This is a genomic window from bacterium, from assembly GCA_023228325.1.
GTDB lineage: Bacteria > Auribacterota > UBA6266 > UBA6266 > UBA6266 > UBA6266.
In genome coordinates this window covers 837328-863719 of record JALOBK010000001.1, presented here as the reverse complement: position 1 = coordinate 863719, position 26392 = coordinate 837328, and the positions used below count along the sequence as shown (strand labels likewise).

Below are 26392 nucleotides of genomic sequence, written 5' to 3'. Positions count from 1 at the left end.
GAATTGGTTTTTTGTCTTCATCCTTTTACTGCGGCAGACCTTTTAATCCTTCTATGACCGCGAGCATATCTTCAACGTTATTTGCTTTTAATGATTTTTCCCTGAGAGATTTTACTTTTTTGAAATTCTTCGAATACCATGCGAAGAATTTCCGGAAAACAGCCGCGCCTTTTTTCTCGCCGTAGAAATTTTTCAGGAGGTTTAAATGTTCTTTCATAGTATTTATTATTTCAGTTACCGGCGGGGGAGCCGGAAGCGCGCCTTTTTCCAGGTATTTTTCCGTTGCTTCAAAAATCCACGGGTTGCCCAGAGCGCCCCTTGCTATCGTAACGGCGTCACACCCTGTCTCATCAAACATCTTTTTTATCATCTGCGGGTTTACATTGTCTCCGCTGGCTATAACGGGTATCCGGACCGATTTTTTCACTTCCTTTATGATTGAATAATCGACTTTTCCCGCATAGCCCTGGACTTTGGTCCGGCCGTGCAGGAAGATGGCTTTTGCTCCCGCTTTTTCCGCCTGCGCGGCGATATAAACCGCGTTGATATTTCCTTCGTCCCACCCGGAACGTATTTTTAAGGTTACGGGGACATCTGTATTTTCAATGACAACCGACAACTGGTCTATCAGTTTGGCCGGGTTTTTCAGCAGGCCTGCCCCTTTGTCTTTTGAAGATACTTTTCCCACCGGGCATGCGGCGTTAAAGTCTAATATATCAAATGGAAAAATTTTAAGTATTTTTAATGAATCTTTCAGAATGTCGGGGTCATCGCCCAGTATCTGGACTCCCAGAGGTTTATCATCCCGGTTGGATTCAAGCATCTTCAGGGTATTTCTGTTTTTATAATACATGGCCCGCGCGCTTATCATTTCCGTAAAAGCGAATTTGCACCCGTGTTTTCTTGAGATCAAACGGAACGGCAGATTGCTGACTCCGGCGAGAGGAGCCAATATAAGACGCGAATTAATTGTGATATTGCCTATTTTTAACATAGCCGGTTGCCATAAAAGACGTTTTATTGTATCATAATGTGCCGGTGATTATTTAAGGAGATTAAATGAAAAAGATTATATTCGCGCTTATTTTTATGCTGGTGATTTCAGGCGGCGTGTGTGTTGCGGGAAACAGATGCAGAAAACTTCAAAACGAAGATTCCGGCGATACTCGTTCCGGCAGAATTCATAATAAAGGCAATATGACCGCAAAAACCTATAAAGGGTATGCGGTTGCGAATAGTTCAAAGTCCCGCAAAAGAACACAGCAGCAGGTTATGGAAAGAAGGACTTTGAGACGCAGTATGCGCGATGAGTAACCCGGAATCAGGCTGATTCCGCAAGCCGTTTGTTTCTGTGATAAATACCTATATCCACGGAAACCATAAGTATGTTCAGGATAAAAAGCGCGATTATCACGTCGTAATTATAAAATATCTTATAAATGGCCCCGGAAACATATCCCAGAAGTATTATGTAAAGGAAAAACGGGCTTTTCCCTTCATTCCTTTTTGATTTGTAGGATTTCCAGATGGAAACGGGCCATGCGGCTCCGAAACATAGAAGCATAATGGCTTCGAATATCATGAAGCTTTCTCCGGGGGTTATTTGAAAAGGGACTTAAGCTTGTTCACCGTGTCTTCTTTTATGTCTTGCGAAGAGCTTTCCTCTTGCGCCGCCGGCGCGGCGGGTTCGGATTTTTTGTCGAACAGGCCTTTAAGGTAATTTTCACCCTGTTTTTTCAGGTTTTCCGTAACATTTGATAAATAAGGTTTAATTATTTTGAAAAGGGATTCCTCAAAGCCTTTGAATTCGGGGTTCTCGGTAGTGCCGGTAATTTTAAATCTCAGCTCAAAAGGATTAACCTGGTTTACGGCATCGCAGATAAGCGGCATGGGAATCATATTTACGGCCAGATCCGCGTTATTGCGCGGAGAAATTTCGTGGCCGCTCAACTTCAGCGAATTTTCCGAATCAAGGCCGGTCCCGATTATTTTTGTTTCCGAATCAATATCAACTTTCCCCTTCTTTATTGTTACCGGCAGTGAATCTTCAAATATGAAACTTACGGAAGGGACATCAATTTCATTTGCTTTTAAGACTATATCTGTTTTATCCGACCCCGATTGCCTGTAATGTAAAGTAATCTTTCCCGCGTCAACGCCGTTCTTGTTTACGGCGCCTTTAAGTTTTAACTCCCTGAAAGCAGCCCCGTTAACAGCGTCGATTCCTATTCCGCCCGCTTTTATCTCGGCATTTTTGAAGTCTATAGACTGTTTTTCTGCGTCTTCAAGATGCAGAGAAGCGTTATGTATATGCGCGGTCCTTATCTCTATCAGATAGTTATCCTCAGGTTTTTTAAAAGTTACGAACCTTCCTTTGGGAAGGGGCGTTACTTCTCTCACAACAGTTTTGGGTTTTTCTTTCTGTGTCGCCTTCTCATCCGGTTTTTTGCCTGACGGTTCCTTTTTAATTTTGTCATATATTTTGGAAAACAGGTCTTTTTTCCCTTTCATCTGTTCTAAAGCTGATGCTTTTTCAGCCTTGTCCGCCGCTTCCGGCTTTTTCGTGATGTTCTGTATATTGAAACTGCCGTCCGGCTCGCCTTTGAGGTTTATCTCGGCATCGGATATGCTCAGTTTGCCGACGGCTATTCTTTTTCCGAGAAGAGCGAGAAGGCTTAGCCTCAGGGACGCTTTGGGGACGTATATTATGCGCTCTTTTTCGTTTTCGGGATCGAATATTTTTACATCGGACAAAGAGCATGATAATGTTAAAGGCCAAACGCTGATTTTCCCGACAGATATTTTAGCGTTGCTGTTCTCGTTGATTGTTTTAATTATGAATTTTCCCGCCGCGGGCGAGATAATCAGGCCCACCGCAAAATGCAGCACCAGCAAAACGGCTAATATTATGGAAATCCCTTTTATGTTTATGATTTTCATATTAATACATAGTTCTCGCTTTTTCCACCAGGGCGGTTAATTTGCTGACGAGCGGCATTTTTTTTATGAATTTTACGAGTTTGGATTCTTTGATTTTGACGAAGTACCTGTCCCTTAACAGTAAAAACCCTTTTTTCCCGGCAATGTAAACCGGAATAGTTAATATTAAGGATAAGACCAGTCCGCCTGCCACCAGCGTGTTGTTGAGCTGTAACAATGCCAGTACGGGCAAATGGGTTAACCAACTCCAGAACGATGTAAGAAATTGCGCGTCTATCAGTAAAGCGCCCCCCAGCCAGTCTGTAAGTTTATATATTCCCGCGAGGTATAAAAGTTTGAATAACGGAAGAACAAGCATTGCGGCCAGGCGGTTGATTTTAAACAGGAAGAAACACAGGAAAAGGACAATTGCCATGGGGCCGTTTAAAGGGATAAACCCCATAAACATGCTTAAACATAAGCCTGCGGCTACTTCAGACGGCGAGGTATTAGAATCGAAAAGCCTTACGATTTTTACGGGAAGTTTAACAAAGGGTATCATAATGCCTTATGATATAGCAGTTTTTTTTCATAGTCAAAGAAATTATCTTATGTCCAGCACGTTCTCCAGATTTGATATGTTAAACACTTTTTTCACCGGTTCCCGGCAGTTTATTATAAGAAAATCGTTCTTCCCGAGTTCTTTCGCGGTTTTCACGCAGATTCTCAGGAAATGAGAAGCTATGTAGTTTACTTTTTCAAGATCAAAAACAACCGGCATTTTAGCTTCTTTGATTTTTTCGAAAAGGCCTTCTTCCCATTTGATGCAGTTAGCGCTGTCAAGCCTGTGCGAAAATGAACAGATAAGCTTGTTGTTTTCAGTTTTATAATTGACCATATTTGATCCCTCCGATTCGGGTTGTTGATATTACAGAGAAAACCGGGAAAAGGGATTAGTCGGTAATATCGAGTTGTTTGTTGAATCTCTGTTCTTTGCTCAGGTTTCTGAGTTTATCCATATATTTGAGGAACGATGTCTTGTTCCCCTTTTCCGCGATAATATTGCCGTCCTGGTCTTCAACAAAAACCAGATACCCGTTATATTTTACGCCGAAACGGGCGGCCTGATTGTCGTCATACGAAAGTTCTATGGGGTTGCCTTTAAAACTGTGCTCCTTGCCTCTCGGGAGGCCGAAAGACGAAGTTACCTTGTCGAGCAATACATATTCGTTTGAGGTTACGTATTTTCCGATGACATACAATTCCGCGTTCAGATTTTCAAGGTCTTTGCTGAAGTCTTTGTTCTTGATTTTTACGGTGAATTCGAACGTCTGCTGGCGGTTGTCATAGTCGCTCCCGTCGAAGGAATCCGTCTTGCTTTTTGTTACGACGATTTCAAGGTTGGGGCGCATCAGCGCGTTGGGAGAGACAGCGAAAGCATTATGCTTCGGGCTGTCTGTAAAGACAGAGAACAACATGACCAGAAAAGAGAAAAATGCCAAGCGAACCATAACGGTCATTTTATACCATCTGCGTGATGAAATAAAAAGAAAAAATAAACAAGGCTATTCACAGGCGTTGATAAGAGATTCTATGTCTTCTCTTATTTCCTTAAAACGGCCGCCTCTTATCAGCTCTTTTTTAAAGATGCTTGCGCCGAACGCGACGGCGGACGCGCCGCATGAGAAAAATTCTTTTATATTATTTTTATCCACGCCGCCGCAGGCTAAAAGCCCGACATCATTAAACGGGGCTTTTATTTCCCTGAAATAAGCCGGGCCGAAGAATTTTGCGGGGAACACTTTTACCATAGACGCGCCCATTGACCATGCGTTATAAATTTCCTGCGGCGTTAATGCTCCCGGGAAAACAGGAATATTGTTTTTTACGCAGTATTCCACGACATCTTTTATCAAAACGGGAAGAACGATAAAAGTAGCTCCGGCATCCAGCGCCGAACGCAGGTCATCAAGCGTAAGAACTGTTCCCGCCCCGACGGTGAGGCGGCCTTTGGACAGTGTCTTTATATTTCGGATTATCTCCGGGGCGTCTTTTGTGTTCATTGCGACTTCAATTGTTTTTAGCCCGGATAATATGATTTGTTCCGTCAGGGGTTCTATCGAACTTTTTTCAATTCCGCGCAGTATCCCCATAATAGGGAGTTGCTTAAACTCTCTTATATCCATAATAAATTTACAGCCCCGTGTTAGTCAGGCTTTCGTAAAATTCGCGGTAATTTTCTTTTTTGTCGCTGTTGCGCAGCGCCATGGCCGCCCTCGGGTGTTCGCCCATCATTCCGGCTATGGCGTAGGGTATGATGTAGCCCCATTCGATTTCATTCCTGAGAGGTATGAATTCCTTTGATATCAAATCAAGAATCGGCCGTATATCGAATTTAGGGTTTTTCAGGAAACCTACCAGCAGTTCGAGCGGGCAGTTGCCGGCGGCCCTGCCTATTCCGTACACTGTAGCGTCGAGGTAATTCGCGTTATGTATAATCGCCTCAATGGTGTTACCGAAGGCAAGTTGCTGATTATTGTGCCCGTGGAACCCGACTTCCCTTGTTTTGAGAATAGACCTGAATTCTTTTACAAGTTCCTCGGTTGTTTCCTGGTATAACGTCCCGAAACTGTCCACGATATAAACGGCGATGACTTTGCTTTCTTTTTCTATCTGGTGCAGGGCTTCTGTCAACGCAGAACCCCTGTCACGTGATATGGCCATGATATTCAGTGTTGCTTCATACCCTTTATCGGCAAAATGGTTGGCCATATGTATAGCCTTATCAATATCTTTTACATAAGTGGCGGTCCTTATCATATCAACCGGGCTTTCAGCCTTAGGCTTTACATCATCTAAGTTAACGCGCCCCACATCCACCATGACGGCGACTTTAGTGTTCGATTCGACACCTTCTTTGATTTTTTTGATTTCATCGTCTTCACAGAACTTCCATGCCCCGTATTCTTTGGGGGAGAACAGGCTTTTTGAGTTTTTATACCCCAGCTCTATGTAGTCAACGCCCGAAGCGGAAATCCCTTTATAGACTTCTTTTACGAAACGGTGGTCGAAAAGATGGTTATTTATCAGCCCCCCGTCTCTTATCGTGCAGTCAAGCACCTTGATTTGCGGTCTATACATTTTATTTTCCTTTGTTTTAAGTTGAGAACCCTGCACCCCTTGTGGGGCAGGCTGAATAAATTAGCACGATGAGGGTAAAATTGCAAGTGGGAAGTTATTGGGAAGTATAGGCAAGTAGGATGGTGCCTTCGGCATCCCTCTCCCGCCAAAGGCGGGACTGGCGGAGGAGGTAGGATTCAGACAGGAACAGTTTGTATAACCACCTGTATATTAACATATTATGACTTTACCCCTTCCCCCAAAACCCCTTATGAAATTACATTATTTACATTAATTATTTCTATTACGGTTAGTTTATACATCGGATGGGCACAGTTTGGGCGCAAGTTGAAATAATCGGCTCAATATGTTGACGGCCCAAGCCACCCGATTATAAATGGCAACCCCTGTATAAATAGAAATATTGATACAAATATCCAGAATATAACAATGGTTCTACCCAGTAATATTGCAATAGTGGATATTGTTTTGTTGCTTCTTTGATTTTCACATAACAACCGGGCTTTTTTGCCTATTTTTGTACCTATAATTCCTAAAAAGACCAAAATTGCCATGTGTGTAAATATAAGGGGCAAAGAGTCTATCCATTTTTGGGGAACAAACAGAAGGTCGTAGGGCAAAAAAGTTAAAATAAATGCTATGCCTGAACAAAGCAGGGCGAATAAAGTTATGCCGTGAATTTTCTCACTTAAGATTGAAAAGTATATGGTTTTTGTAACATTTTCATGATTCATATTTTTCCCTCAATCTCATTATCTTGGTTCCCCATTCTCGTATGTTGTGTAATAAATGTTTTGCTTTTTGGAAACACCTCGGCGGGGTCTTTCTCTTCTTAAATCCCCTGACGTCTGCCCAGTACTCGTATAAAAGTTTTATAAGGAGCTTTAATTCTTCGATTGGAATATCCCATCGGATATAATCGTTTTTAACAGTAGATGGGGGCGGCTGTTTATATACCTTAAACCCATTTTCCCTAAGCTTTAAGAGAAATTTTTTATGTTCGGTGTGGTGCGTTTTTTTTGCAATGTGAACACCTAAATCGCCATTCATGTTAATTGACATAAAAACCCTACGTTTTTTTATCCTATCTAAATGAATATTGATAAAATGTTCTCCATTTAAATCTTTTTTAATAGTAGTATAGGTTTCTTCACTGAAGAAATCTTTTAAAATTTTACATATTTGGTCTACTTTTTCTTCGGCCTTTTCAAAAGAGATTTTTTCCATAAACCCTCCTTATTTATTTAAAAGGTTTCTAAAGCCCTCTTTATCTTTGATATCTAAGCAGTTATTAATTAACAGTCTTTTCACTTCCAGATCTAAATTTGTGGGTACATCATTCAATAGGAAAGTTTTTAAGTCTTGAGATATTTTGAAACCACTATCAAAAAATTCATATTCCTGAATAATAATAAGATTATGTTTTATCAATTTACTGCCCGGCTGTAATAATTGTTGTGATTTCAGGAAGTCTATTTCGTTGGAAGAAACAAGTGCTATAGGGTAGTCATAAGCATGTATCCCACGGTGACATTCATTATAAAGAATAGCAATTATTAACCAGAATTCTTTTTCTGTGAGCCGATATCTATTAATTATTTTTTGTATTGGGAAAATATGCGCTGATAATGCAAGTCTTTTGCTAAAGATTCTTTCTTGTTCATTAAACCTGTGATTTAGTTTAGTGACTTGTTTGATTTTTTTGTTTTCATCTTCTATATTTTCTTTTATCTCAAGCATCTTAGCTTTAATTTTAATCATAGAAAATAAATAGTTTAGAACCTCGGCATTATTTTTAAAAGAAGTAGTATTGTAATGAGAGTTAGCGTCTCCCTTTCTATTTGTTTGGGTTTTGCTATTTTTAGGATTTTTTTGAAGGAGATTCAGTTTTCCTTCACGCAGATTTTTCATCTTCATCACACCATCCTTTTATATGGTTTTCTTGGCTATTATCTATAAGAGATCCTTTTTCCAAGTTTTTCTTAAAAATAGCTTTTAATTTTTCGTATTTGCGAATGCTTTTCATATAACTTTTACCAGAACACTCGATATTGAAGATTAGAATGTCGAATTTTTCACTATCTTCACCAGTGATATCCTTCCAGTGTCCTATAATTTTACCCTTTCCAGCGGCTCCTAACAAAATACCTATAGCGAGGCTTGAAAATAATAAGTCATCAAAATAACCGATGAAAGGCAGTCCATCAAAAATAAGATCTACCGGCGTAATGATATATAGCGCAGCAACGCCTGCGGTGATACGTGCTGCCGGTGAGATAGTTTTGTCTTTTGCAAGTCTATAGAAGAGTTTGATAAAACTTTTAATATAATGGACGCAATCTTTCAGGAAAGAGAGTGTTTTGGAAGTAATTTCTTGAGAAGACCGACAACTATCTAGTTCTGTTTTAATAAAATATAGGTTTTTCCCTTCTTTGTGGCAGGGGATTTTCCCATCCGCCACATACTTATACAGAGTGTTTTTTTTGAGGTTAAGGTATATACATGCTTCCTCAAAATTGAATTTATTCTTGCTCATATTTGTATTATCTCCAATAAATATACAATTAATACCAAAAATATACAGATAAGTCAAGTTATTTGTTATAGGCATAACTCAAAATAATCAGTTCAATATGTTGACGCCATAATTTAAAAGGAATATTATTATTATGCCGTTTTGAAATCTCACCTCTGTTTTTCCTCCGGCTTAATGGTTTTTATAATGCAATTGGTTATAGATTTTGTTCAATTAAAAAATAAGGAGGAAAAATGTCACAAAAGAAAAAAACTGAAAAAAATAAGATTGAAATTAGTCCGATATACGCTATGGCTGGTATTTGCTTGGGAGTACAGTGTTATCGCGGGTTTGCTCCTTTATCGATATTGTCTAAGATGTCTCAGGCAGATGAGTATCATCAAAATAATAACCCTAACGGGACCCAAAGAAATTTAAAACCAAAGCATGCAAGAGAAGCATATGAATTTGCAAAAAATAATTATAAAAAGGAAAATTCATTATGGCCGGAAATTATTCTTAATATACGGATCAAAGATACGATCCGCATAAAAGACCAAGCACGTGCTAAAGGACCAAAAGATGCCAATTTGTCATTTGTAAAAATCCAGATAAATTGGGATAAATTAAATGAATATAAAAAAAACAATAAAATTGCAATCTCTAGAGTTGATGGAAATCATAGATTATACTTTGCTGGTGGTGAAATCAGACCTAAGACATATACGGAGTTAAGGGAAGTATATTCGCCTTTTTGTATTATAGAAAATATTGCAATAGAGAATGAAAGATCCATATTCAGAACAATTAACGCTGAACAAAAAAAACTAGATGTTTCACATCTATTGAGAATAGAACAACAACTTACACCGGACGATGTTCTATGGACTAACAATAAAGCCTTATGGATAGTAACCAAGTTAGGCAATGACGGTAAAAGTCCCTTCTGTGGTCAAATACATAAAGGTGGCAAGAAAACAAAAGGAGAAACTTATCTTATAAAGCAGAAGAGCTTATTAGATGGGGTTCGACAATTATTGAGAAATTTTCCACAACATGCAAGTATCAATAATAAAGACACGCTATTTTCAGCGGTTGTTAATTATTTTAACGCAGTGCATGAACTTTGGCCTTCTGAGTGGATGGACTCAAGAAATTACAAGCTTATGACAAATACTGGAATGCAAACATTGGGAATCATTGGAGGAAAACTCATGAGCGAATTATTGACAACCAAATCTTTAAAAAAAGAGGGTTTTCAGATGAAACTCTCGAAGGTTAAACGACAAATTAAAAATTGTTGGGATAGCAAAGGAGACTTTACGGCGGGCAAATCAGGTAGACCTGGAGCACAAAAAATCGCAGATGAAATGTATGAGATAATAAGTGACACAACTAATATCAATATAGAAGTGTAAAATTGAAAGAATCTATTAAAAAACTAGAAGAGCTTATAATTGTTAGTTCTAATGGTGAAGTTCAATCTTTTCTGAAATTTATTAAAAAACAAATAGAAATTAACGAATTAATACTATTAACATCTTTCAGAACATTAAAAAATAATTCCGAAATTAAAAGAAAGATTGATTTGTTGGATAGTAGATTTCATGTAGCCTTGAACCCATGTTATTTTGCACGAAGATGGGATAAGTTTTATGCTCAAGGGCAAAACAAGAGATTTAACAAAAATATTAAAAACAAAATATACCAAAGAGATAAATTTCTATGTCAATACTGTGGATTTGAAAAAAAAATAGAGATTCATCATGTTATTCCTCAAGATTTAGGCGGGTCACATAGCGAGTATAATCTTGTTTGTGCTTGCGAAAACTGTAATAGATCTATTGGAAATAGCTTACGGTTGCCTCGAAATTGGTGGAAACTTCATCCAGAATCAAACAATGTTATATAAATTAGAAATCCTCTAAAAAATAAAACATAATATTTTCCACAATGGAAAAGGGATAGCTGCATGGTGTTAATGAAGCAAATTAAAGAAGCAAAACAAATCATACTTAACTCATTTGATTTACTCATGTTGAATGATTCGGATCTAATTAAACTGCCTAAGGAGGCAGAAATAGAAGAATATGACAAGCATAGAAAAAAACTTGAAAGAAAACTTCATGAGGTATGTATAAATCATAGACTTGCTTTATACTTAGAAAAAGAAATTACCAAAGTCTATAAGAATGTTTATAAAGTAGATATTGAATATAACCGCTATTATAGAAATCAAAAATATTTGAGGAAAGCAAATGGTGAAGAAGAAATTGTAAGACCGGATATTTTAATCCATTCCCGAGCAACTGAAGTTCAAGGAGCGCAACATTACCTTGTTATAGAAGCGAAAAAAGATGAAGATTCTGAAGAAGACAAAGATATCGTCATTCGGTTTTTAGAAGATGATAGATATAAATACCAATTTGGAGCAACGATAATTTACAAAGAGTTAAAAAACAGGGTTATCAGATTATATTATCTAAAGAAAGATAATAGTGTTGGAAAAATAGATTTATAATTGTTGTAAAGCAATGAACAAAAAAATCTGGTTAATCAGGCATGCTGAGAGTGAATCTAATATCGGGGTTGCGACATCCGATCCGGCATCGATAAAACTCACTGAAACTGGCTTCAAGCAGGCAGAGTTACTGGCAAGTAACATCCCCAAAGCCCCTGATTTGATTGTTACATCTTCCTATATCCGCACAAAGCAGACCGCAGGGCCCGTGATAGCTAAATTCAGCCATATCCCAAGCGAAGAGTGGGATACCCATGAGTTTACCTATTTATCACCGGCAAAGTGCCAAAATACAACCCCTAAAGAGCGATTTCCTATGGTAAAAGGATATTGGGACAAGAGCGATAATGATTACTGTGACGGCCCCGGAGCAGAATCTTTCAGGGATTTTTTCAATCGAGTCCACAATACGATAAAAAAGACAAAAGAACGAAAAGAACAGACCATTGCCCTATTCAGCCATAAACAGTTTATATCAGGGATGCTTTGGGTGTTGCAGAAGGGTATATCTGAATTACACAAAGGGTCAATGAGCGAATTTAGAGCTTTTATCCGCGCAAATGATGTTAAAAACGCGGGGTTTGTTGAGATTGTTGTATAAAAGGAGGAGAAATTCCCGGGGTCGCTATAAGATTTTTTTCTTCCGCAAATAATCAAAAAAGTCTAGGGGTTCAGGTTTAAGTTTTGATAAAATTTCTTTCCTCGTCATTAGATTGGGAATCCTCTGCTGCTCGGTATAATCAGGGAAAATTTCGTTTAAGCGAAGAGGGACATTCTTTTTTATCCGGTTAAATTTTTTCCGCGAGGGGCGAATCCATTCAAAGTAATATTCAGGTACAATTCCTTTGTCTGTTTTCCTTTTCATGAAGTGAGAAATTCTGCTTTTCGACCATTTTTTTCTCTTTAAAAATTTAATCCAGGAAGAATAAACCTCGGTTTGTTTCAATATTAATTGATATATCTCAAGAATCGATTTTGCTAATTTCTCATCAATAAGAATATCTTTTCTGCCATAGGCCATTTCTGTTGTGGGCAGGTTGAGTTTTTTAATAATATATAAAAACTTTCTATAGGGCACGGAGGCATTTTTTGCAATCGAATAAATCGATTTCGTGTCTTTATAGCAGACTTCATATATAGAAGAGAGCATGTCCGGATGTTTTTCAAGTAGGTTTTTATTATGCTTTAATCGAATATCTTTTCCAATATCCTCGATATGCCTATCTTCCTTTGTTTTTTTAAATGCAGCAGGATCTATTTTTTGAATAAAATTAGATGGTTTGTAGGCAATCTCCTCGGGCAGGCTATCGGATATGTTTTCTATAAGAGGCAAATCGCTTACTGCTAATTTTATTTTTTTAGAATGGTTGATATATTCTTTAATTTTAAGATCTGTAGATTTTTCCAATGAGGGTAGTTCTTTAACCACCCCCTTTTGTTTTACATAAGATGACAGCTTTTGCTTATATGAAGCAAGGATTTCTTTTGCAAAAGATTCTAATTCTTCCGGCTTATTTTTTATTTCCCGGGGGAGTTTATTGTATTGTGGATGTTTTTTTATAAGATTTTTTATGGCTTTTATATCTTCTATAATAAAGGGTTCTAATTCCTCAAGTGGTACTTGTTTCTCTATCTCTATCTCTTTCTTTAGTTTTAAATACCACAAGCTTTTAGCTATCTTAAAACGTCGGATGATTTTCTTTGAATTGTTTTGGGGTTCCAACCAGCGTTTCTCTTTGTTGCTTTTCATATAATATCCATATTTATTTATATAAACGTTAGTTACATAATATTATGTCAACTATTTTCCTATTATATCATAAGTATGTCGTATATCAAAAACATGAATAGTAGGAGAAATAGATGAAAAAACAATTATACAGAACAAGAGATCTTTATGAAGCAGCCTTCCTTTATGCCTCAAACAGTAAGTTATTACAGTTAGAAAACGAAAATAATAGAAAAGTCTTTATTTTTGAAGAAGTTGCCGTTTGCCGGAAACTCACAGATTCTTATTGGAGAAAAGAAGCGCTGATAAATGCTAAGGCGTTTTCAGATGCCATAAAAACCTTAAAAGACTTAATTTTTAATAAGTAGCAAATGAACAGAGATTAAGATGAAAAAGAAAAAATCAGCCCCATTTGTGATGCTTAACAGAAGAATGATAATTGGTAAAGATTGGTTTGATTTAACCAATTCCGAAAAGATTACATATGTGTATTTAAAAAGAAATTATACAGGACTAAATAATGGAGATATCCCCTTGACATACACACAAATGAGGCCTGTTTTTAAAGATCATACCTTTTCTAAAGCACTGAAAGGCTTAATTAAAAAGGGGTGGATCGAAAGAACAAAAAAAGGTGGGTTATTTGGTGGGATGTGCAGATACAAGCTCACGGGGAAGTTCGATCCCGATATTCGCTCATAGGTATGGTATAGATCTATATACTCTGTCTTTTGTGCAGAAGATTTTAAAAACGGGTTAAATATAAAGTTCTGACATTTTCATAGAAGAAAGGGGTATTGAAAGCTGAAAGTTCTTAGATTTTTACAGAACAGTTCTGTAATTTGTACAGTTGAGCTTAAATTTAGGAGGTATTCAACAATGAAAACATTAACACCAATCAAAGCAATTAGAGCCAAATGTGTCGATTGCTCTAATGGGCAATTAAAGGAAATAAGGTTGTGCCCTATAACAGATTGCCCGATTTACCCTTTTAGAATGGGTAGGAATCCAAATAGAAAGGGGATAGGCAATAAAAAGCCCGGTAACGTATAAAATCATCAACTTAAGATGAGGTTTTATTAAAAACAGTGCGGAAATGCGTAGGACATGAACCTGTTAGTTTTTAATTTAAAAATACGGTGTTTAGTTAGGGTTTGAAGAAATCAAGCTTAACTATGGAGCAGCAAAACAGCATAACTTCAAAAAGGAGGACAAAAATGAAAAAGCAGAAAACAAAGCACCAAAATCGAAAAGCAGCGGTGGCAACACCGGCTCTCAAATTAGCGTTGTTCCGTAATTTGTTAATTAAATCGCTTTCAAATGGAGAGTGCATTTCTCCAACTGAAGTTGCTATGCGAGTTTACAACTGCAAGAATAGACATGTTGCAAGCGTTATAGCAAGCCAGAACTTGATTAAACTTGATTATACGGTCAATTCATTACTTGAACATATGGGCATAACGGATGAAGCAGACATAGAGCTTCTTAAGAAATTGCGGGTAGCTGAGAAATATGAAAAGGGTGTTGGGATGGTTCCCGATAACAGCATTAGACTTGCGGCATTAAAGCTCACACAATTGCTCAAAGGCAGGTTATCAAGCAAAGAAGAATCTGGTGAAGGCGTCCAGATAATTATAAATATTCTGTTTGAGCAGACTAAAAACGCTGAACTCGTAGACGCAAAAACAAAATAATCATAAAGAGAAGAACTTGGCAAAACTTAATGATACGGATATTATGGAAGACCTGCTTACAGCGAAAGAAATAGCACAGAAATTGAGTATACGAAGCTCAACTGTTTACAGTTGGGCGCATATAGGGTTTATTCCGCATGTTCGTATGGGCAAATGTATAAGGTTTGAAGAGGCAAGGGTGGTTCAATGGATACAGAAAAGAAGAGTTAACGGAAGAGCCCGATATAAAATTGATATTTAAATGGTTTTACCCCTCATCACTGGCTGATCCCATATATTTTATTTCTCCGGTCTTTTTTGAAATGCAGATTAGATCTGAACTCTTAAGCCCTATTATATCAGGGTTTGAATCAAAATAAATGTACCAGCAATCTTTTGGGGTGGCATAAAGTCTACCGTGGCGAAGCGTATTCTCTATGTAGGTGATTTTGATATTGCTATTTAGATGAGAGGAAATATGCTTTTGGGCAATAGTCAAAGCTTCTTCTTTGGTTAATTCCGGCATGATTTACCCCTAAAATAATTATATTAAAAATTATCAGATTTTTCATGCAAATTTATGGGGGTGAGAATTGATAGCTCTACGCCCTAATTCATAACCTGCCATATAGTAGTAAGTTATGTATGTGTACCCTAAAATTGTGCCCATAATGTGCCATTTTCAATCCTTTTCAGGGAAGTTTACCGGAAATCTATATTTACTATCTTTGAAATTATCAATAATGTTGTAAATACACTTGATTTAAGTTGTTAGAAGGGTTATAAGTAATTTTAAGGTAAGATTTATGCGGAAATTTATCCGTATAATCATTAGTTATGTGAAAAAATAGTGAAAACGGGTGATGGGAAAGAAAATAAAATATTTTTTAAAAAGATATAAAAATGAAATTGCTACAGCAATAATATCATTTATTCTTACGGCTGTGTCATTAATTTTTGTGAATAATATTAAAATTTCAATGTCATTATCATTATTGGTTGTCTTTATTGGCCTAGTGTTGACGATATATTTTCGCCTGAAAGAGAGAGCTTTTTTTCATATTCCTTTTGATCGAAGAAAAGATAAAGATGATTGGGCTGGGGAAGGCAACTTTGAATATTTTCGCACTGATAAAAGCTACATGATCACACGTTCATATTCAGGATTTATTTTTCAAAAAATCTTTACCTGGACTGATTATAGAGTAGTTTTCGATTTTCAAATTATAAATACGTGTTTAGGGATTATACTAAGAGCAATAAACTTGTCTAATTATGTTATGATGCAGATAAACTGTGAAGGAATCAGGCCTCATCTGAGAATTAATAGTGGTTGGAAGGTTCAAGAAGCAAAAGATGCAGGGCTTGAATTTCGTGAAGCTTTATTAAAAAATACATGGTATAAATGTGAGATTTTGTGCGACAAAAAAATAATAAGTATGAAGATATTAGACAAAAATAATATTATTTTTACTCAAAAATGGGAGATTCCTTCTGGAGCTGTGCTTTTTAAATTTGGAAAAGAAAATGAAACAGTAACAATTCCTTTCCCTATAGATTTAGAGTATGGAACAATTGGGTTTAGAAACAATGGGGATGAAAAAGCATTAGTAAAGGATTTATTGGTAGAAAAAATTTAAAACTATCTTTCTCTCTAGTAGCGGGAGTGCTGTAACCCTATATGTATTAAGCAAAAATACATAACAAATCAATCCAGTGGACGTTGAATAAAGGCTTGCGCAAAAAAACAAGTTTTTTGATTCATACGCGCTCGCAACGTCGCTGATTTCAGTCGTTATATGGTGATGAAAATTAAAAAAGACGGGACAGTCTCTAAATTGAAAAGTACTTTATTTGCCCAAAAAAAATTTTATAATAAAAGCATGTTTTATATCTTTCTAGTTTCTTATCTTATCATTTGTGTGATTGCACGCTATATTTATGGAAATACTTGGTTTGACAGCTTTAAGATAGTTTTTTTCATATTTCTTGTTTTTGCTATTTTAATACATACTATTAAGGAAATATTGGAGAAAAAATCTGAAGGAATAACTAGTATTTTGCCATACATTTGCTTGGTATTAGTTTTGTGCTTTCCCCTTTATAAAACAATACAAGAAATAGGATGGCCAATCATAAAAATCAAAGAGACAGCTCCAAAATTTGAACCGAATGAGGATAAAACACTATTTAGAACTTATTTCAAAGACAAAATTATTGCTGTTGATGTTTTTTATACGTCTTATGATTTAAATGGGAAGCACTATGCACGCATGCATTGGATTAAAGGTGTAGATTATGACTTCGAAAACAATTATATACAAACAAAGCATAATCTTCATAATGCAACAGGTATCTATGTTCCAATTAATGGAAAAAATGTTTTAACGGATGCAAATCATATAATTATATACAAACATAGAGCATGTATTTTTAGGTATTATAAGCTTTTTAAAGAACAACAGAAAGAAAATGAGGAATTTTTTCAAAATTTTAAACGTGCTGAAAATTGATTTAATATAACAAATCACTGAAGTGGACGTTGAATAGGTGCTTGTGGCGTTTCGCGATAACTGTTGTTTTTACCACGTGGCGTATTCAGCCGTTAGGAGTAAAGGAGGAATATGACTGAAAATAGAAGAAAAAAAGGAGACGAAACTTGGGCTCGCCTTAAAGAATGGACTAGAGGGCAGAAGGCATCTGAGCGTTTATCCGGTCATATTTTAAGAGCTGACGGATTTAGATCAATTGATCCATCTCACCCACTTGGGGGAAGAGACGACTTAAAAGACATTATTTCGAAAAAGGATGATAAGAGTTGGGTATGTGGTTGCTACTTCCCAAGAGGCCAACAAAAGTTTGCTAAGATTAAGAAAAAATTCAATGACGATTTGAAAGGGGTAATTAAACATAACTCTGATGGTTTTGTTTTTGTTACGAACCAGGAAATATCAGTTAAAGAGAGAGAAATATTTTCAAAACTAAACACCGACAAGGACACAGAAATTTATCATATTGAACGTATCACTAGCTTGCTTAACTCTCCTATTTGCTACGGTGTCAGATTAGATTTTTTAGACATCAGCGTAACAAAAGAGGAACAGCTTGCATATTTCGCAGAAAGAGACAAAAGTATTTTCAATTTGAAAGGTGCTATTGAAGAATCAGTACACTTAATTAAATCATTTAAAAAACAAAAAACTATTCCAGTTTCAGAACTTGAGAAATTTAAATCTATATTAAATAACATTGTTGGCAACGATGACTTTGTAACATTTGTTAGCAATTCTCCAATTGATAAATTACGAGTGCCTATCAAAGAAATTCAAGAGTTCAAAAAAGTACTTGAGAATATAGTGGGCCACCAATATGATATTTTTTCAACCCAGTCAAATCTGCTTTCTGGCGGGACACCCATAAACAAGCTTTATGTACCAATAAATGATTTAAAAAATTTTAAAACCTTATTGGATAGAATTGTTGGTCCTGAAAACTCTTCGTTTGATAGTGTATTGTTGCTCACAAAAGGATGTGAAAATTCACAAATAAGTAAACTTCATGTTCCTTTGCATGAAATTCAAGAATATGAAAAAACTTTGGATAGAATAATTAAAAAACAAAATCAATTGGAACCGGGGAAATAAATACTATTAAGATAAGCGATTATTTAAACCGTTGGAAATAATAATGTTGGTAAAATAAGCACAAGAATATATAACAAATTGTTCCACCTGACATTTTTTCCGCTACTTTTCGCAATGCGGCTAAACTCAAAATATTAGAATTATATATTTTCCGCATGTGTCTGGAACACCTTCCAAATAAAGATACTATAATTACGCAACGCTAATTTGTGCCTACATTGTGCCCTTTTTCCAGAAAAGGAGGCTGAAAGTGTATAAAAAACCCAAGATTGAGCAATTATATTCCCTTGAAGATATTGCCAAATTGCTTAGATTAAGTAAAAAGACAGTTTATAATAAGTGGAAATTGTGGAAAGCTGAAGGTCGAATTAAAAAAGTTTACAGAGTTGGTGGTGTTTGGCGGTTTCCTGAGCCTACAATAAGGGGGTTAATTGATTCGTTTGAGATGTAAGGCGTAGATTAATACAAGGGATTTGCTTAGTTTCCTCGGGCAAATATATTTCAGTATAAATTGACAGAAAGCGAGAAATGGGGCTAAAATCAATGCAATAAAATTTTTTTAAAAAATGATAGTCATATACCAATTGCTGTATGATATAAAAATAGTGATTTAGCCGTTTTATGTATCTTTGCCATTGTTTAAGTTCTGTTACAAAAGGAAAACTATTTAGTGAAGAAATTATTGGAACAATATCTAAAACACCTCACAGATACTACCAAGCGTGGTGATGCCAGAGAAGAAAGCTATTACAAACATCTCAATGATTTAATTAAAAAGTATACAGAAATTCAAAAAATAAAAAATATTGATATTACTATCCTGCCCAAAAAAACAGAAGCAGGTAATCCTGACTTTCGCATTTGGGATGGGAAAAACCATATCACTGGATATATCGAAGCCAAAAATCCTTCCGTTACCAATCTAGATTATATCGAAGGCACTGAACAATTAAAACGTTACTGTTCCACTTTCCCAAACATTATTCTGACCAACTTTCATGAATTTCGGCTTTATCGCGACGGTCAACGAATTGCACAGGCGATGATCGGGCGCCCGATTATTGCTCAAAAATTAAAAACTCCGCCCCCACTAGAAAATGTTGAGAAATTCAAAGAATTATTTGAAACATTTTTTTCTTTCTCCCTGCCAAAAGTTCAAACGGCACGTTCGCTGGCCATTGAATTGGCCAAACGCACCCGTTTTCTGCGAGATGAAGTTATCGCTGTGGAGATTGACAAAACCAATAGTAAAGGACATAAACAAATCATTGGTTTCTATGAGGCTTTCAAGAAATATTTGATTGGGACACTAACTGAAAAACAGTTTGCCGATCTTTATGCCCAAACCATTACCTATGGCCTTTTTGCGTCTCGAACTAGGTCACCTATTGATGGAGAGGAATTTAATCGCCGAGTGGCGTTTGATTATATTCCCCATACCATTGGTATCTTGCGCGATGTTTTTCGCTTTATCTCTCTGGAAGAACCGCCCAAAGCATTACAAATTATGGTTGAAGATATTGCTGAAATATTACAGGTTACTGATGTTAATAAAATCTTGCATGAATATCGCCGGACAGGAAAAGGCAGAGACCCAATTATTCATTTTTATGAAACTTTTCTGGTTAATTATGATCCCGAAATCCGCGAACGTCGTGGCGTGTATTATACGCCGGAAGCCGTGGTCAGTTATATCGTCCGTTCCATACATTCCCTTTTAAAATCGCATTTTGGTTTGGCAGATGGTCTTGCCAATAAGGATATAAAATTGCTCGATCCAGCGGGTGGGACATTAACCTTTCCTGCCGAAGCGATTCGTTTAGCAGCCGCTGAATTCAAGGAAAAATTTGGTGCAGGTGGCTTGCAGCGCTGGATTAGCAAACATATCCTTGCCAACTTTTATGCTTTTGAACTGATGATGGCACCCTATGCTATCGGCCATTTAAAAATGGGATTTATTTTTGATGAACTCGGTTATAAAATGGCTGATAACGAGCGCTTTAAACTCTACCTGACCAATACGCTAGAAATGGAAGAAATCGAACAGATTGCCATTCCAGGATTAAGTTCTTTAAGCGAAGAAAGCCATTTGGCGAGCAAAGTAAAAAAAGAACAACCAGTGCTAGTAATTTTAGGTAATCCGCCCTACAGTGGTATTTCCGCCAATATCAATAAATGGACAGAACAATTGTTAAAAGAAGATATTGACGGTACGCAAAGTTATTATAAAGTAGACGAGCACCCGCTTGGCGAGAAAAAATTATGGCTTCAGGATGATTACGTCAAATTTCTGCGTTTTGCCCAATGGAAAATCCAGACATCTGGATATGGAATCGTGGGTATGATTACCAATCACAGTTATTTGGACAACCCGACGTTTCGCGGCATGCGACAGAGTTTAACGAAAACTTTTGATGAAATTTATATTCTTGATCTGCATGGCAACAACCTGAAAAAAGAAATTACACCCGAAGGCGGAAAAGATGAAAATGTATTTGATATACGCCAGGGGGTAATGATTGCTCTGTTTATCAAAAATAAAAAAGCCAAAAAGCCAAGAGTTTTTCATATGGATAAATATGGATTAAGAGAGGAAAAATATGATTGGCTGGATAACAATGAGTTTAATGTAAAAAATTATCATGAAATTATACCTACTTCCCCCTGGTATTTTTTTATTCCCAGAAATACTTCGAATATACAGCGATATTTAGAATGGGAAAGGATTGATGAAATATTTCCGGTTAATGTTACCGGAATTGTTACGGCCCGAGACAAGTTTGTAATTGGCTTTAATAAAAACGAAATCAGAAACAGAATACTTCAATTTAGAAACCTTGCTCTTTCAGATGAAATAATTGAGCAAGCTTATAATCTTAAAGATACAAGAGGCTGGAAAATATCATCGGCAAGAAAAAAATTATCTGAAGATTTGGACTGGGATTCCTATTATCAAAAATTTCTTTATCGCCCTTTTGACATCAGAACGATTTATTACACTGAAAAAATGGTGGATTGGGGAAGACCCGAATATATGCGTCATATGTTGAAAAAAAATATTGGTCTTATTACACCACGACAATTTAAGGAAGAACCGGGTGCTTTAGTAACTGAAAATATAATCGGACACAAGACTGTTAGTGCTTATGATATAAACTATCTATTCCCCTTATATCTGTATCCTGATAAGAACAAAAAAGATCTTTTCAATCAGCATCAAACCGAAAAAGAGCCAAATATTTCACAAGCCCTTTTTGAAAAGTTAAAATCCGTTTATAAAAAGAAACCCACACCTGAAGAGATTCTCTACTACGTTTACGGCGTGTTCTACAGTAACATCTATCGCGAAACATATGCCGAATTTCTAAAGATTGATTTTCCGCGCGTGCCATTTACCGTTGATTATGTCCTGTTTAAAAAAATGGGAAAAATGGGCAAAGAACTGGCTGATCTACATTTGCTCAAAAGTCCGCTACTCGATCTACCTGTTGCAAAATATCAGGGGAGTGGTTCTAATGATTGCATTGAAAAGATTATTTTTAATGAAAAAGAACAGCGCATTTACATTAATAAGGATAAATATTTTGAAGGCGTTGTCCCAAAAGTCTGGCATTATCACATAGGCGGATACCAGGTGTTACAAAAATATTTAAAAGACAGAAAAGGGAGAAGTATGGATGATGCACCATACTATTGTCGCATTGTTACAGCCCTGAGCAAAACCATAAAAATTCAAAAAATGATAGATGAAATCTATCCTAAAATGGAAAAAATTAAAAAATAGAATAATAGCTGTTTTGTGAAATAACCCCGGCAATAAAATTATTTAAAAAAACGATAGGTGGATATTCATTGTTAGATAAAAATAAATTATGAAATTAAAATTATCAAAAATTGAAGTTGCGGAAATACAATTAACTGAGGCCATATATTTATTTTTTGACCATGCTCATCCTATGATAATTGAAACGTTAATAGGTGCTGTGATAGGGATTCTAAGAGCTATTGGAAAGGCAAGAGGTATTCAAGCCCCTTTACATGATTCAGATAAAGTTAAATCTGAATATAAAGGGAAATGGATTGAACATCTTCATAAAGCCCAAAATTTCTGCAAACATGCTGATCGAGATTTGAACGACATTTTAGATTATGATACGGAAGCCTTATCCTTTCATATCTACGAAGCTTGTTATCTCTACAGACACTTAACATCAAATATACATTTAAAATACAAACAATCAACTTCAGCAATAATGTTTGAACTATGGTTTGGTCTCAAATACCCAAATTTATTGAATGATAAAGAAGAATTCTCTAAGTTTTTACATTTATCCGGTTTCCCCCAAAGTTTTACAACGGATAGTCATGAAATGCTAAAATTGATTTCTGGGAAAAATAGAATTAAGGCATTATATGAGAATATGTAACAAAGTAATTTAACTAATCAAACCCCATCCATTTTAGAAGCGATACTTGTACTAAGCATTTGATTTTGTGGTTTGACCTAAAAATCCAACCTCTCCACTGCCTTATCAACATGATCATCTGTTAAATGCGAATATATCATAGTGATTGCTATATCCGAATGGCCCATCAACTTCTTTACGGTTGGCAGATCCACGCCGTTCATAACCAGATGACTTGCAAAAGTGTGCCTTAGAGTATGGATTTTTGTTACCTCAGGAAAACCGCACTTTTTTGTAATGCGCAGGAGCTTCTTTCTTAAGCTGTTAGGCGGTATTTTATCACCGGCATAATGAAATACATAGGGGCCTTTTTTAAGGTTTTCCTGTTTCTTAAGAACATCGTATAAACCGTTGCTTATAGGTATTTCCCTTTCAGAGGATTTGGGCCTCCAGTCATCTTTAATGCGGATTTTAATTTTTCGCCTTTCAAAGTCTATGTCATCCCATTTAAGATTTTCCAATTCTGCTTTTCTCATTCCAGTGTACAGAAAGGTATAGAAAATGGGATATAGGGATTTGTCGCACTTTTCTAAAAGAATCTGACATTCTTCTTTTGAAAGGAAACGTGCCTTTTTATTTTTATCTTCCTTAAGAAATCTTATATTTATAGCCGGATTCTCTTTTGAATACCCCCATTTAATAGCCAAATTAAGCGTGGTTTTAATCATCTGAAGCTCCATATTTACAGTTCTATTAGAAGCGCCGAGCTCTTTCCTATGGGATTTATAGTCTTCTAATAATTTGGGGCTGAGATGGGATATTTTTGTGATAAACGGGTATTGTTTTATATAGTTCTTGAAGTTATTAATGATTGCATGGTAACGCCGGTGAGTGACAGGAGCATTATTTGTTTTTGTGTAATTTAGGAATTCTTCAAAAAGTTTGTTTAACTGGTGGTCTTTTTCAATTATACCTATTTCGTTCTTGGCGAGTTTTACTTCAATATCTTTCAAGGCGAGTTCGGCTATCTTCTTAGATTTGCCTACGGCTTTGCGGTGCCGGCGTCCGCTAACGCGGTAATCTATGTAATAAGCATTTTTTCTTTTTCGGAGAGTAGCCATTATTTCATCACATTTTCATATCCATTTTATGGGCACAACATGGGCACATCAACTTATTTGGTATAATAGCATTTCTGTAAATGCTTGTCAATAGGATATGTTATGGCGTGATAAAAAGTAATGGCGGAGGAGGTAGGATTCGAACCCACGGTCCCGTGAGGGACAACGGTTTTCAAGACCGCCACGATCGGCCACTCTGTCACTCCTCCGTTTGTAAAACAATTATATTATAAAAAAAGAGCAATTGGTTTAGACAAATTGTATGTTTATCCGCCTACGCTTTGTGGCGGGTTACTATCTCAATAACTCTGCCCTCAGGCAGGTTCTGCCCCAACGGGAAATTAACTTAACACGGCATAGACAAAAATGCAAGTGTATATTGTTCTATCGTTACGAGTTAGGCATTACAAAAATAGCGGGATCTTGTAATTTCCAACTCCTTCTCCGCGTGTTATATAAAGGTGACATTGTGGGGAAAGGAGGCGAAACTATGAAAGAAGTAATCAGGGGTTATGAAAGACGCAGAAAGAGCAGGATGAATGTTAAAGGGTTAATCCGCCTGCGGGAGGAAAAACTTTTTTCAAAAGGCTACTTTATGAGCGCCCGGGTTTTTGACATATGCGAAGCCGGTGTTAAAGTCGCGGTTCCATCTCCCCTGAAGGATTCCTGTGATGTGAATCTTCATTTTCAGGGAAGGGATATGATAGTGCCCATTATAATCAAAGGCAGGGTTTGCTGGACGCGTCCGGCAAGTTCCGGGGAAAAGAGGTTTACCGTTGCCGGAATTGCGTTTAAGAACGCGACAAGAGCTATATTTGACAGGGTTGCCACAATGCTTATCGCGAATATGGCCTGAAAGCGGGGTTTTCACCGCTTCTTCTTCTGATGGGAATCGATTTTTTTCCTGAAGAGTTTCTTGTAGTGCTCAAGGCATATAGGGCATACGCCGTCTTTTTCAATCCACTCAGGGTGATTTTTTTTAACTTCTTCGACAATATGTTCTTCCGTGTGCAGTTTAACGGTAAGAACATCGCTTGATATCCTTTTATTACAGATGGGGCATTTTATTTCTTTCATAACAGTGTTTCCCGGGAAGATTATAACATCCTTGCGTATAACATTGTCGCTACTCTTTCGAATAGTTTCCCATTTTGTGAGGTAAACTTTAATCCGGCGAGCGTGTAATCCTTATTATCCGATTTCAGGATTCTTGTCCAGAGGATAACCCCTTTCATTTCAATCGGTTTTATCATTTCTTTTGTCTGAAAAGAAAGGACTACTTCCTGTTTTGATTTTAATTGTTTTTCCGAGACTATCTTCGCGCCGCCTTCGGATATGTCATACATCTTTACTTCGAAGGGTTCGGTTTTCGCGAATAGGGATTTTTCCAGTATTTTTATTTTACCGCGGACTTTCAGGCGGCTGACTTTACGACGACCTTTAACAACCAGCTTGGGTTGTTTGATCATTTCCCTTCCCCCCATAAATGTATAACTATATAATTCTATTTTTTGTTGCGGTTTCTTACAAGAAAAAACTTTTATAATTTTCACGCATAATCAGGAAATTCTGGTAGAATATAAATATGAGCAGAGTTATTTTCTTTTTTTTAGTTTTTGCGTTTATTATTTCTGGCGCATCTTTCTCTGAAGATTGGGAAACGATGATGGAAGAACAGTCTGTGCAAGGCACTTCAGATCATGAAGGTTCGGGTCCCAAACCGTTCGGGTCCTACAACCAGCCGGATATCCCTTCGGTGGAAAAAGGGCTGGACGCGATGCCGTTTGGGAAAGACAGCCCGGTCAACCAGCCTTCAGCCGTTGAGATAAATGACGGGCCCAAACCTTATGACTCGCCCGGCCCCGGATACGGCATAACCTCCGACGATTAGATTTTTCACCTGATAAAATCAAGATATACAGCTACAGCCATGGCTACTGCCGAAAGAATGAAGATAACAAAATAATTTATCTGTTCTTTAGCGGATCTAATGCCGCACAATACGGAACTTATTAATTGAGAATCTTCGCTTGAAAGAGTTTCTTTATTGCGGAGTTTGTCTATTAAGTTATTTTTTTCCAGTAGTTCCCCCCGGGCTTTATTTACCCTGAATTTGTAAACAAAGAAGATAAAAAAGCCGCCTACGCCTACATACCATGCCAGTTTGCCGTATAGAGGGTTAAGATGTATGAATACCGTTACAAGGCGCATAGCGATTGTCGCGATTAATCCGATGATAAAAAATATCCACGATGCAAAAGTGTCTTTGCATCTTTTATATTCACTGCAGTTTTTGCATTTGTTGTTCATTATTTTCCTTTTTATGGGGCTTGGTTGTGTTTACTGATTTATTCGAACAATAGAGAAATCGAAAATAGACCACAATTGAAAATCTTGTTTTTATCTATTGCTCAATTTTCAATTGTTCCGCCATTCCGCCTGTGGCGGAATGGCGGAGAGGCAGGGATTTGAACCCTGGTCCCGCAAAGCGGGAACCGGTTTTCGAGACCGGCGCAATCGGCCACTCTGCCACCTCTCCGCGAAACTGTAACTTATGGAATGTTAATGAACATAAGTTGCCAAGTTGAGCGGACCCCCAACGTTTTGATTTGCGAAGCAAATCAGTAGGGGGTGAGCCCTAATTTATCATAAAACATCTTGCTTCATGAAACTGTAACTTATGGAACGAAGTAAACGTAAGTTATTTAGTTGAACATACCCCC

Annotated in this window: 36 protein-coding genes and 2 tRNA genes; 18 read left to right on the top strand and 20 right to left on the bottom strand. The window is 36.9% G+C overall.

Annotation, left to right across the window (positions count from 1 at the left end):
- Positions 1-25 precede the first annotated feature (25 nt).
- Positions 26-994, bottom strand: coding sequence for a tRNA dihydrouridine synthase DusB (gene dusB / locus M0R36_04090; GenBank protein ID MCK9554982.1), 969 nt, complete (start codon positions 992-994; stop codon positions 26-28).
- A gap of 65 nt (positions 995-1059) precedes the next feature.
- On the opposite strand from dusB, the gene M0R36_04085 reads away from it, so the two are divergent.
- On the top strand, positions 1060-1314 hold the full coding sequence (locus tag M0R36_04085) for a hypothetical protein (GenBank protein ID MCK9554981.1): 255 nt from the start codon (positions 1060-1062) through the stop codon (positions 1312-1314).
- Positions 1315-1321: 7 nt separating this feature from the next.
- Here M0R36_04085 and M0R36_04080 read toward each other — a convergent pair whose 3' ends face one another.
- The 11 genes from M0R36_04080 to M0R36_04030 form a co-directional block, all read right to left on the bottom strand.
- Positions 1322-1582, bottom strand: a complete 261-nt coding sequence (locus tag M0R36_04080; protein ID MCK9554980.1) for a hypothetical protein — start codon at positions 1580-1582, stop codon at positions 1322-1324.
- 17 nt (positions 1583-1599) lie between these two features.
- Positions 1600-2940, bottom strand: a complete 1341-nt coding sequence (locus tag M0R36_04075) for an AsmA family protein (protein MCK9554979.1) — start codon at positions 2938-2940, stop codon at positions 1600-1602.
- Position 2941: 1 nt separating this feature from the next.
- Positions 2942-3481, bottom strand: a complete 540-nt coding sequence (locus M0R36_04070) for a DUF2062 domain-containing protein (protein ID MCK9554978.1) — start codon at positions 3479-3481, stop codon at positions 2942-2944.
- Positions 3482-3523: 42 nt separating this feature from the next.
- Positions 3524-3817, bottom strand: coding sequence for an STAS domain-containing protein (locus tag M0R36_04065; GenBank protein ID MCK9554977.1), 294 nt, complete (start codon positions 3815-3817; stop codon positions 3524-3526).
- A 55-nt stretch (positions 3818-3872) separates the two neighbouring features.
- Positions 3873-4439, bottom strand: a complete 567-nt coding sequence (locus tag M0R36_04060; GenBank protein MCK9554976.1) for a hypothetical protein — start codon at positions 4437-4439, stop codon at positions 3873-3875.
- A 45-nt stretch (positions 4440-4484) separates the two neighbouring features.
- Complete coding sequence (locus M0R36_04055; GenBank protein ID MCK9554975.1) at positions 4485-5105, bottom strand: bifunctional 4-hydroxy-2-oxoglutarate aldolase/2-dehydro-3-deoxy-phosphogluconate aldolase; 621 nt, start codon at positions 5103-5105, stop codon at positions 4485-4487.
- Between the two features lie 7 nt (positions 5106-5112).
- A complete protein-coding gene (locus M0R36_04050; GenBank protein ID MCK9554974.1) occupies positions 5113-6060 on the bottom strand; it encodes an aldolase catalytic domain-containing protein in 948 nt (315 codons plus the stop codon).
- Positions 6061-6401: 341 nt separating this feature from the next.
- Positions 6402-6794 carry a hypothetical protein gene (locus M0R36_04045; protein MCK9554973.1) on the bottom strand — a complete coding sequence of 131 codons (393 nt, stop codon included), beginning with the start codon at positions 6792-6794 and terminating at the stop codon, positions 6402-6404.
- Entirely contained in the window at positions 6784-7287 is a 504-nt protein-coding gene (locus M0R36_04040; protein ID MCK9554972.1) for a hypothetical protein, read from the bottom strand. The genes M0R36_04045 and M0R36_04040 overlap by 11 nt, the downstream gene beginning before the upstream one ends.
- A 9-nt stretch (positions 7288-7296) precedes the next feature.
- On the bottom strand, positions 7297-7977 hold the full coding sequence (locus M0R36_04035; GenBank protein MCK9554971.1) for a hypothetical protein: 681 nt from the start codon (positions 7975-7977) through the stop codon (positions 7297-7299).
- Entirely contained in the window at positions 7955-8596 is a 642-nt protein-coding gene (locus tag M0R36_04030; protein ID MCK9554970.1) for a helix-turn-helix domain-containing protein, read from the bottom strand. Before M0R36_04030 ends, M0R36_04035 begins: the two co-directional genes overlap by 23 nt.
- 233 nt (positions 8597-8829) lie before the next feature.
- Between M0R36_04030 and M0R36_04025 the strand changes: the two genes are divergently transcribed.
- From M0R36_04025 to M0R36_04010, 4 genes are all read left to right on the top strand, one after another.
- Positions 8830-9993 carry a DGQHR domain-containing protein gene (locus M0R36_04025; protein MCK9554969.1) on the top strand — a complete coding sequence of 388 codons (1164 nt, stop codon included), beginning with the start codon at positions 8830-8832 and terminating at the stop codon, positions 9991-9993.
- A gap of 2 nt (positions 9994-9995) precedes the next feature.
- Positions 9996-10487 carry an HNH endonuclease gene (locus M0R36_04020; protein ID MCK9554968.1) on the top strand — a complete coding sequence of 164 codons (492 nt, stop codon included), beginning with the start codon at positions 9996-9998 and terminating at the stop codon, positions 10485-10487.
- A gap of 69 nt (positions 10488-10556) precedes the next feature.
- Complete coding sequence (locus M0R36_04015; GenBank protein ID MCK9554967.1) at positions 10557-11096, top strand: hypothetical protein; 540 nt, start codon at positions 10557-10559, stop codon at positions 11094-11096.
- A gap of 13 nt (positions 11097-11109) precedes the next feature.
- Positions 11110-11697 carry a histidine phosphatase family protein gene (locus M0R36_04010; GenBank protein MCK9554966.1) on the top strand — a complete coding sequence of 196 codons (588 nt, stop codon included), beginning with the start codon at positions 11110-11112 and terminating at the stop codon, positions 11695-11697.
- 24 nt (positions 11698-11721) lie between these two features.
- On the opposite strand, the gene M0R36_04005 is transcribed toward M0R36_04010, so the two are convergent.
- Complete coding sequence (locus M0R36_04005) at positions 11722-12846, bottom strand: hypothetical protein (GenBank protein ID MCK9554965.1); 1125 nt, start codon at positions 12844-12846, stop codon at positions 11722-11724.
- 113 nt (positions 12847-12959) lie between these two features.
- On the opposite strand from M0R36_04005, the gene M0R36_04000 reads away from it, so the two are divergent.
- The 5 genes from M0R36_04000 (at position 12960) to M0R36_03980 (ending at position 14760) form a co-directional block, all read left to right on the top strand.
- Positions 12960-13193 carry a DUF5659 domain-containing protein gene (locus M0R36_04000; protein ID MCK9554964.1) on the top strand — a complete coding sequence of 78 codons (234 nt, stop codon included), beginning with the start codon at positions 12960-12962 and terminating at the stop codon, positions 13191-13193.
- A gap of 19 nt (positions 13194-13212) precedes the next feature.
- Positions 13213-13527: a hypothetical protein gene (locus M0R36_03995; GenBank protein MCK9554963.1), complete on the top strand. Its 315-nt coding sequence runs from the start codon at positions 13213-13215 to the stop codon at positions 13525-13527.
- A 177-nt stretch (positions 13528-13704) separates the two neighbouring features.
- Positions 13705-13878, top strand: a complete 174-nt coding sequence (locus M0R36_03990; GenBank protein MCK9554962.1) for a hypothetical protein — start codon at positions 13705-13707, stop codon at positions 13876-13878.
- Between the two features lie 164 nt (positions 13879-14042).
- Entirely contained in the window at positions 14043-14519 is a 477-nt protein-coding gene (locus tag M0R36_03985; GenBank protein MCK9554961.1) for a hypothetical protein, read from the top strand.
- 16 nt (positions 14520-14535) lie between these two features.
- On the top strand, positions 14536-14760 hold the full coding sequence (locus tag M0R36_03980) for a helix-turn-helix domain-containing protein (GenBank protein ID MCK9554960.1): 225 nt from the start codon (positions 14536-14538) through the stop codon (positions 14758-14760).
- Positions 14761-14766: 6 nt separating this feature from the next.
- Here M0R36_03980 and M0R36_03975 read toward each other — a convergent pair whose 3' ends face one another.
- On the bottom strand, positions 14767-15024 hold the full coding sequence (locus tag M0R36_03975) for a hypothetical protein (protein MCK9554959.1): 258 nt from the start codon (positions 15022-15024) through the stop codon (positions 14767-14769).
- 337 nt (positions 15025-15361) lie between these two features.
- Between M0R36_03975 and M0R36_03970 the strand changes: the two genes are divergently transcribed.
- The 6 genes from M0R36_03970 (at position 15362) to M0R36_03945 (ending at position 22569) form a co-directional block, all read left to right on the top strand.
- On the top strand, positions 15362-16138 hold the full coding sequence (locus M0R36_03970) for a hypothetical protein (protein MCK9554958.1): 777 nt from the start codon (positions 15362-15364) through the stop codon (positions 16136-16138).
- A 165-nt stretch (positions 16139-16303) separates the two neighbouring features.
- Positions 16304-17011 (top strand): hypothetical protein, encoded by a 708-nt coding sequence (locus tag M0R36_03965; GenBank protein MCK9554957.1) that lies wholly within the window; start codon positions 16304-16306, stop codon positions 17009-17011.
- A gap of 111 nt (positions 17012-17122) precedes the next feature.
- Complete coding sequence (locus M0R36_03960; GenBank protein MCK9554956.1) at positions 17123-18142, top strand: hypothetical protein; 1020 nt, start codon at positions 17123-17125, stop codon at positions 18140-18142.
- A gap of 250 nt (positions 18143-18392) precedes the next feature.
- On the top strand, positions 18393-18593 hold the full coding sequence (locus tag M0R36_03955) for a helix-turn-helix domain-containing protein (protein MCK9554955.1): 201 nt from the start codon (positions 18393-18395) through the stop codon (positions 18591-18593).
- 219 nt (positions 18594-18812) lie between these two features.
- Positions 18813-21926 carry an N-6 DNA methylase gene (locus M0R36_03950; GenBank protein ID MCK9554954.1) on the top strand — a complete coding sequence of 1038 codons (3114 nt, stop codon included), beginning with the start codon at positions 18813-18815 and terminating at the stop codon, positions 21924-21926.
- A gap of 88 nt (positions 21927-22014) precedes the next feature.
- Positions 22015-22569 (top strand): hypothetical protein, encoded by a 555-nt coding sequence (locus M0R36_03945; protein ID MCK9554953.1) that lies wholly within the window; start codon positions 22015-22017, stop codon positions 22567-22569.
- Positions 22570-22646: 77 nt separating this feature from the next.
- Here M0R36_03945 and M0R36_03940 read toward each other — a convergent pair whose 3' ends face one another.
- Both M0R36_03940 and M0R36_03935 read right to left on the bottom strand, forming a co-directional pair.
- On the bottom strand, positions 22647-23561 hold the full coding sequence (locus M0R36_03940) for a tyrosine-type recombinase/integrase (protein ID MCK9554952.1): 915 nt from the start codon (positions 23559-23561) through the stop codon (positions 22647-22649).
- Between the two features lie 229 nt (positions 23562-23790).
- A tRNA-Ser gene (locus tag M0R36_03935) sits at positions 23791-23878 on the bottom strand.
- A gap of 281 nt (positions 23879-24159) precedes the next feature.
- On the opposite strand from M0R36_03935, the gene M0R36_03930 reads away from it, so the two are divergent.
- On the top strand, positions 24160-24525 hold the full coding sequence (locus tag M0R36_03930; protein ID MCK9554951.1) for a PilZ domain-containing protein: 366 nt from the start codon (positions 24160-24162) through the stop codon (positions 24523-24525).
- 11 nt (positions 24526-24536) lie between these two features.
- Here M0R36_03930 and M0R36_03925 read toward each other — a convergent pair whose 3' ends face one another.
- The gene (locus M0R36_03925; GenBank protein ID MCK9554950.1) at positions 24537-24746 is read right to left on the bottom strand and encodes a hypothetical protein; all 210 of its coding nucleotides are present in this window, start codon (positions 24744-24746) and stop codon (positions 24537-24539) included.
- 20 nt (positions 24747-24766) lie between these two features.
- On the bottom strand, positions 24767-25138 hold the full coding sequence (locus tag M0R36_03920) for a PilZ domain-containing protein (GenBank protein MCK9554949.1): 372 nt from the start codon (positions 25136-25138) through the stop codon (positions 24767-24769).
- 116 nt (positions 25139-25254) lie between these two features.
- Here M0R36_03920 and M0R36_03915 point away from each other — a divergent pair, with 116 nt between their 5' ends.
- Positions 25255-25560: a hypothetical protein gene (locus M0R36_03915; GenBank protein ID MCK9554948.1), complete on the top strand. Its 306-nt coding sequence runs from the start codon at positions 25255-25257 to the stop codon at positions 25558-25560.
- A 5-nt stretch (positions 25561-25565) separates the two neighbouring features.
- On the opposite strand, the gene M0R36_03910 is transcribed toward M0R36_03915, so the two are convergent.
- Complete coding sequence (locus M0R36_03910; protein ID MCK9554947.1) at positions 25566-25979, bottom strand: hypothetical protein; 414 nt, start codon at positions 25977-25979, stop codon at positions 25566-25568.
- A gap of 140 nt (positions 25980-26119) precedes the next feature.
- Positions 26120-26208, bottom strand: a tRNA-Ser gene (locus M0R36_03905).
- Positions 26209-26392: the final 184 nt, after the last annotated feature.

Bases quoted from the DNA above. Each gene is read 5' to 3' on its own strand.
- M0R36_04015 (MCK9554967.1), top strand. From the start codon at position 10,557: ATGAAGCAAATTAAAGAAGCAAAACAAATCATACTTAACTCATTTGAT.
- dusB (MCK9554982.1), bottom strand. From the start codon at position 994: ATGTTAAAAATAGGCAATATCACAATTAATTCGCGTCTTATATTGGCT.
- M0R36_04030 (MCK9554970.1), bottom strand. From the start codon at position 8,596: ATGAGCAAGAATAAATTCAATTTTGAGGAAGCATGTATATACCTTAAC.
- M0R36_04005 (MCK9554965.1), bottom strand. From the start codon at position 12,846: ATGAAAAGCAACAAAGAGAAACGCTGGTTGGAACCCCAAAACAATTCA.
- M0R36_03985 (MCK9554961.1), top strand. From the start codon at position 14,043: ATGAAAAAGCAGAAAACAAAGCACCAAAATCGAAAAGCAGCGGTGGCA.
- M0R36_04010 (MCK9554966.1), top strand. From the start codon at position 11,110: ATGAACAAAAAAATCTGGTTAATCAGGCATGCTGAGAGTGAATCTAAT.
- M0R36_04025 (MCK9554969.1), top strand. From the start codon at position 8,830: ATGTCACAAAAGAAAAAAACTGAAAAAAATAAGATTGAAATTAGTCCG.
- M0R36_03930 (MCK9554951.1), top strand. From the start codon at position 24,160: ATGAAAGAAGTAATCAGGGGTTATGAAAGACGCAGAAAGAGCAGGATG.
- M0R36_03925 (MCK9554950.1), bottom strand. From the start codon at position 24,746: ATGAAAGAAATAAAATGCCCCATCTGTAATAAAAGGATATCAAGCGAT.
- M0R36_04040 (MCK9554972.1), bottom strand. From the start codon at position 7,287: ATGGAAAAAATCTCTTTTGAAAAGGCCGAAGAAAAAGTAGACCAAATA.
- M0R36_04080 (MCK9554980.1), bottom strand. From the start codon at position 1,582: ATGATATTCGAAGCCATTATGCTTCTATGTTTCGGAGCCGCATGGCCC.
- M0R36_04065 (MCK9554977.1), bottom strand. From the start codon at position 3,817: ATGGTCAATTATAAAACTGAAAACAACAAGCTTATCTGTTCATTTTCG.
- M0R36_03975 (MCK9554959.1), bottom strand. From the start codon at position 15,024: ATGCCGGAATTAACCAAAGAAGAAGCTTTGACTATTGCCCAAAAGCAT.
- M0R36_04085 (MCK9554981.1), top strand. From the start codon at position 1,060: ATGAAAAAGATTATATTCGCGCTTATTTTTATGCTGGTGATTTCAGGC.
- M0R36_04000 (MCK9554964.1), top strand. From the start codon at position 12,960: ATGAAAAAACAATTATACAGAACAAGAGATCTTTATGAAGCAGCCTTC.
- M0R36_04060 (MCK9554976.1), bottom strand. From the start codon at position 4,439: ATGACCGTTATGGTTCGCTTGGCATTTTTCTCTTTTCTGGTCATGTTG.
- M0R36_03990 (MCK9554962.1), top strand. From the start codon at position 13,705: ATGAAAACATTAACACCAATCAAAGCAATTAGAGCCAAATGTGTCGAT.
- M0R36_03970 (MCK9554958.1), top strand. From the start codon at position 15,362: ATGGGAAAGAAAATAAAATATTTTTTAAAAAGATATAAAAATGAAATT.
- M0R36_03915 (MCK9554948.1), top strand. From the start codon at position 25,255: ATGAGCAGAGTTATTTTCTTTTTTTTAGTTTTTGCGTTTATTATTTCT.
- M0R36_04050 (MCK9554974.1), bottom strand. From the start codon at position 6,060: ATGTATAGACCGCAAATCAAGGTGCTTGACTGCACGATAAGAGACGGG.
- M0R36_04045 (MCK9554973.1), bottom strand. From the start codon at position 6,794: ATGAATCATGAAAATGTTACAAAAACCATATACTTTTCAATCTTAAGT.
- M0R36_04035 (MCK9554971.1), bottom strand. From the start codon at position 7,977: ATGAAGATGAAAAATCTGCGTGAAGGAAAACTGAATCTCCTTCAAAAA.
- M0R36_03960 (MCK9554956.1), top strand. From the start codon at position 17,123: ATGACTGAAAATAGAAGAAAAAAAGGAGACGAAACTTGGGCTCGCCTT.
- M0R36_04070 (MCK9554978.1), bottom strand. From the start codon at position 3,481: ATGATACCCTTTGTTAAACTTCCCGTAAAAATCGTAAGGCTTTTCGAT.
- M0R36_03965 (MCK9554957.1), top strand. From the start codon at position 16,304: ATGAAAATTAAAAAAGACGGGACAGTCTCTAAATTGAAAAGTACTTTA.
- M0R36_04075 (MCK9554979.1), bottom strand. From the start codon at position 2,940: ATGAAAATCATAAACATAAAAGGGATTTCCATAATATTAGCCGTTTTG.
- M0R36_03910 (MCK9554947.1), bottom strand. From the start codon at position 25,979: ATGAACAACAAATGCAAAAACTGCAGTGAATATAAAAGATGCAAAGAC.
- M0R36_04055 (MCK9554975.1), bottom strand. From the start codon at position 5,105: ATGGATATAAGAGAGTTTAAGCAACTCCCTATTATGGGGATACTGCGC.
- M0R36_03920 (MCK9554949.1), bottom strand. From the start codon at position 25,138: ATGATCAAACAACCCAAGCTGGTTGTTAAAGGTCGTCGTAAAGTCAGC.
- M0R36_03945 (MCK9554953.1), top strand. From the start codon at position 22,015: ATGAAATTAAAATTATCAAAAATTGAAGTTGCGGAAATACAATTAACT.
- M0R36_03995 (MCK9554963.1), top strand. From the start codon at position 13,213: ATGAAAAAGAAAAAATCAGCCCCATTTGTGATGCTTAACAGAAGAATG.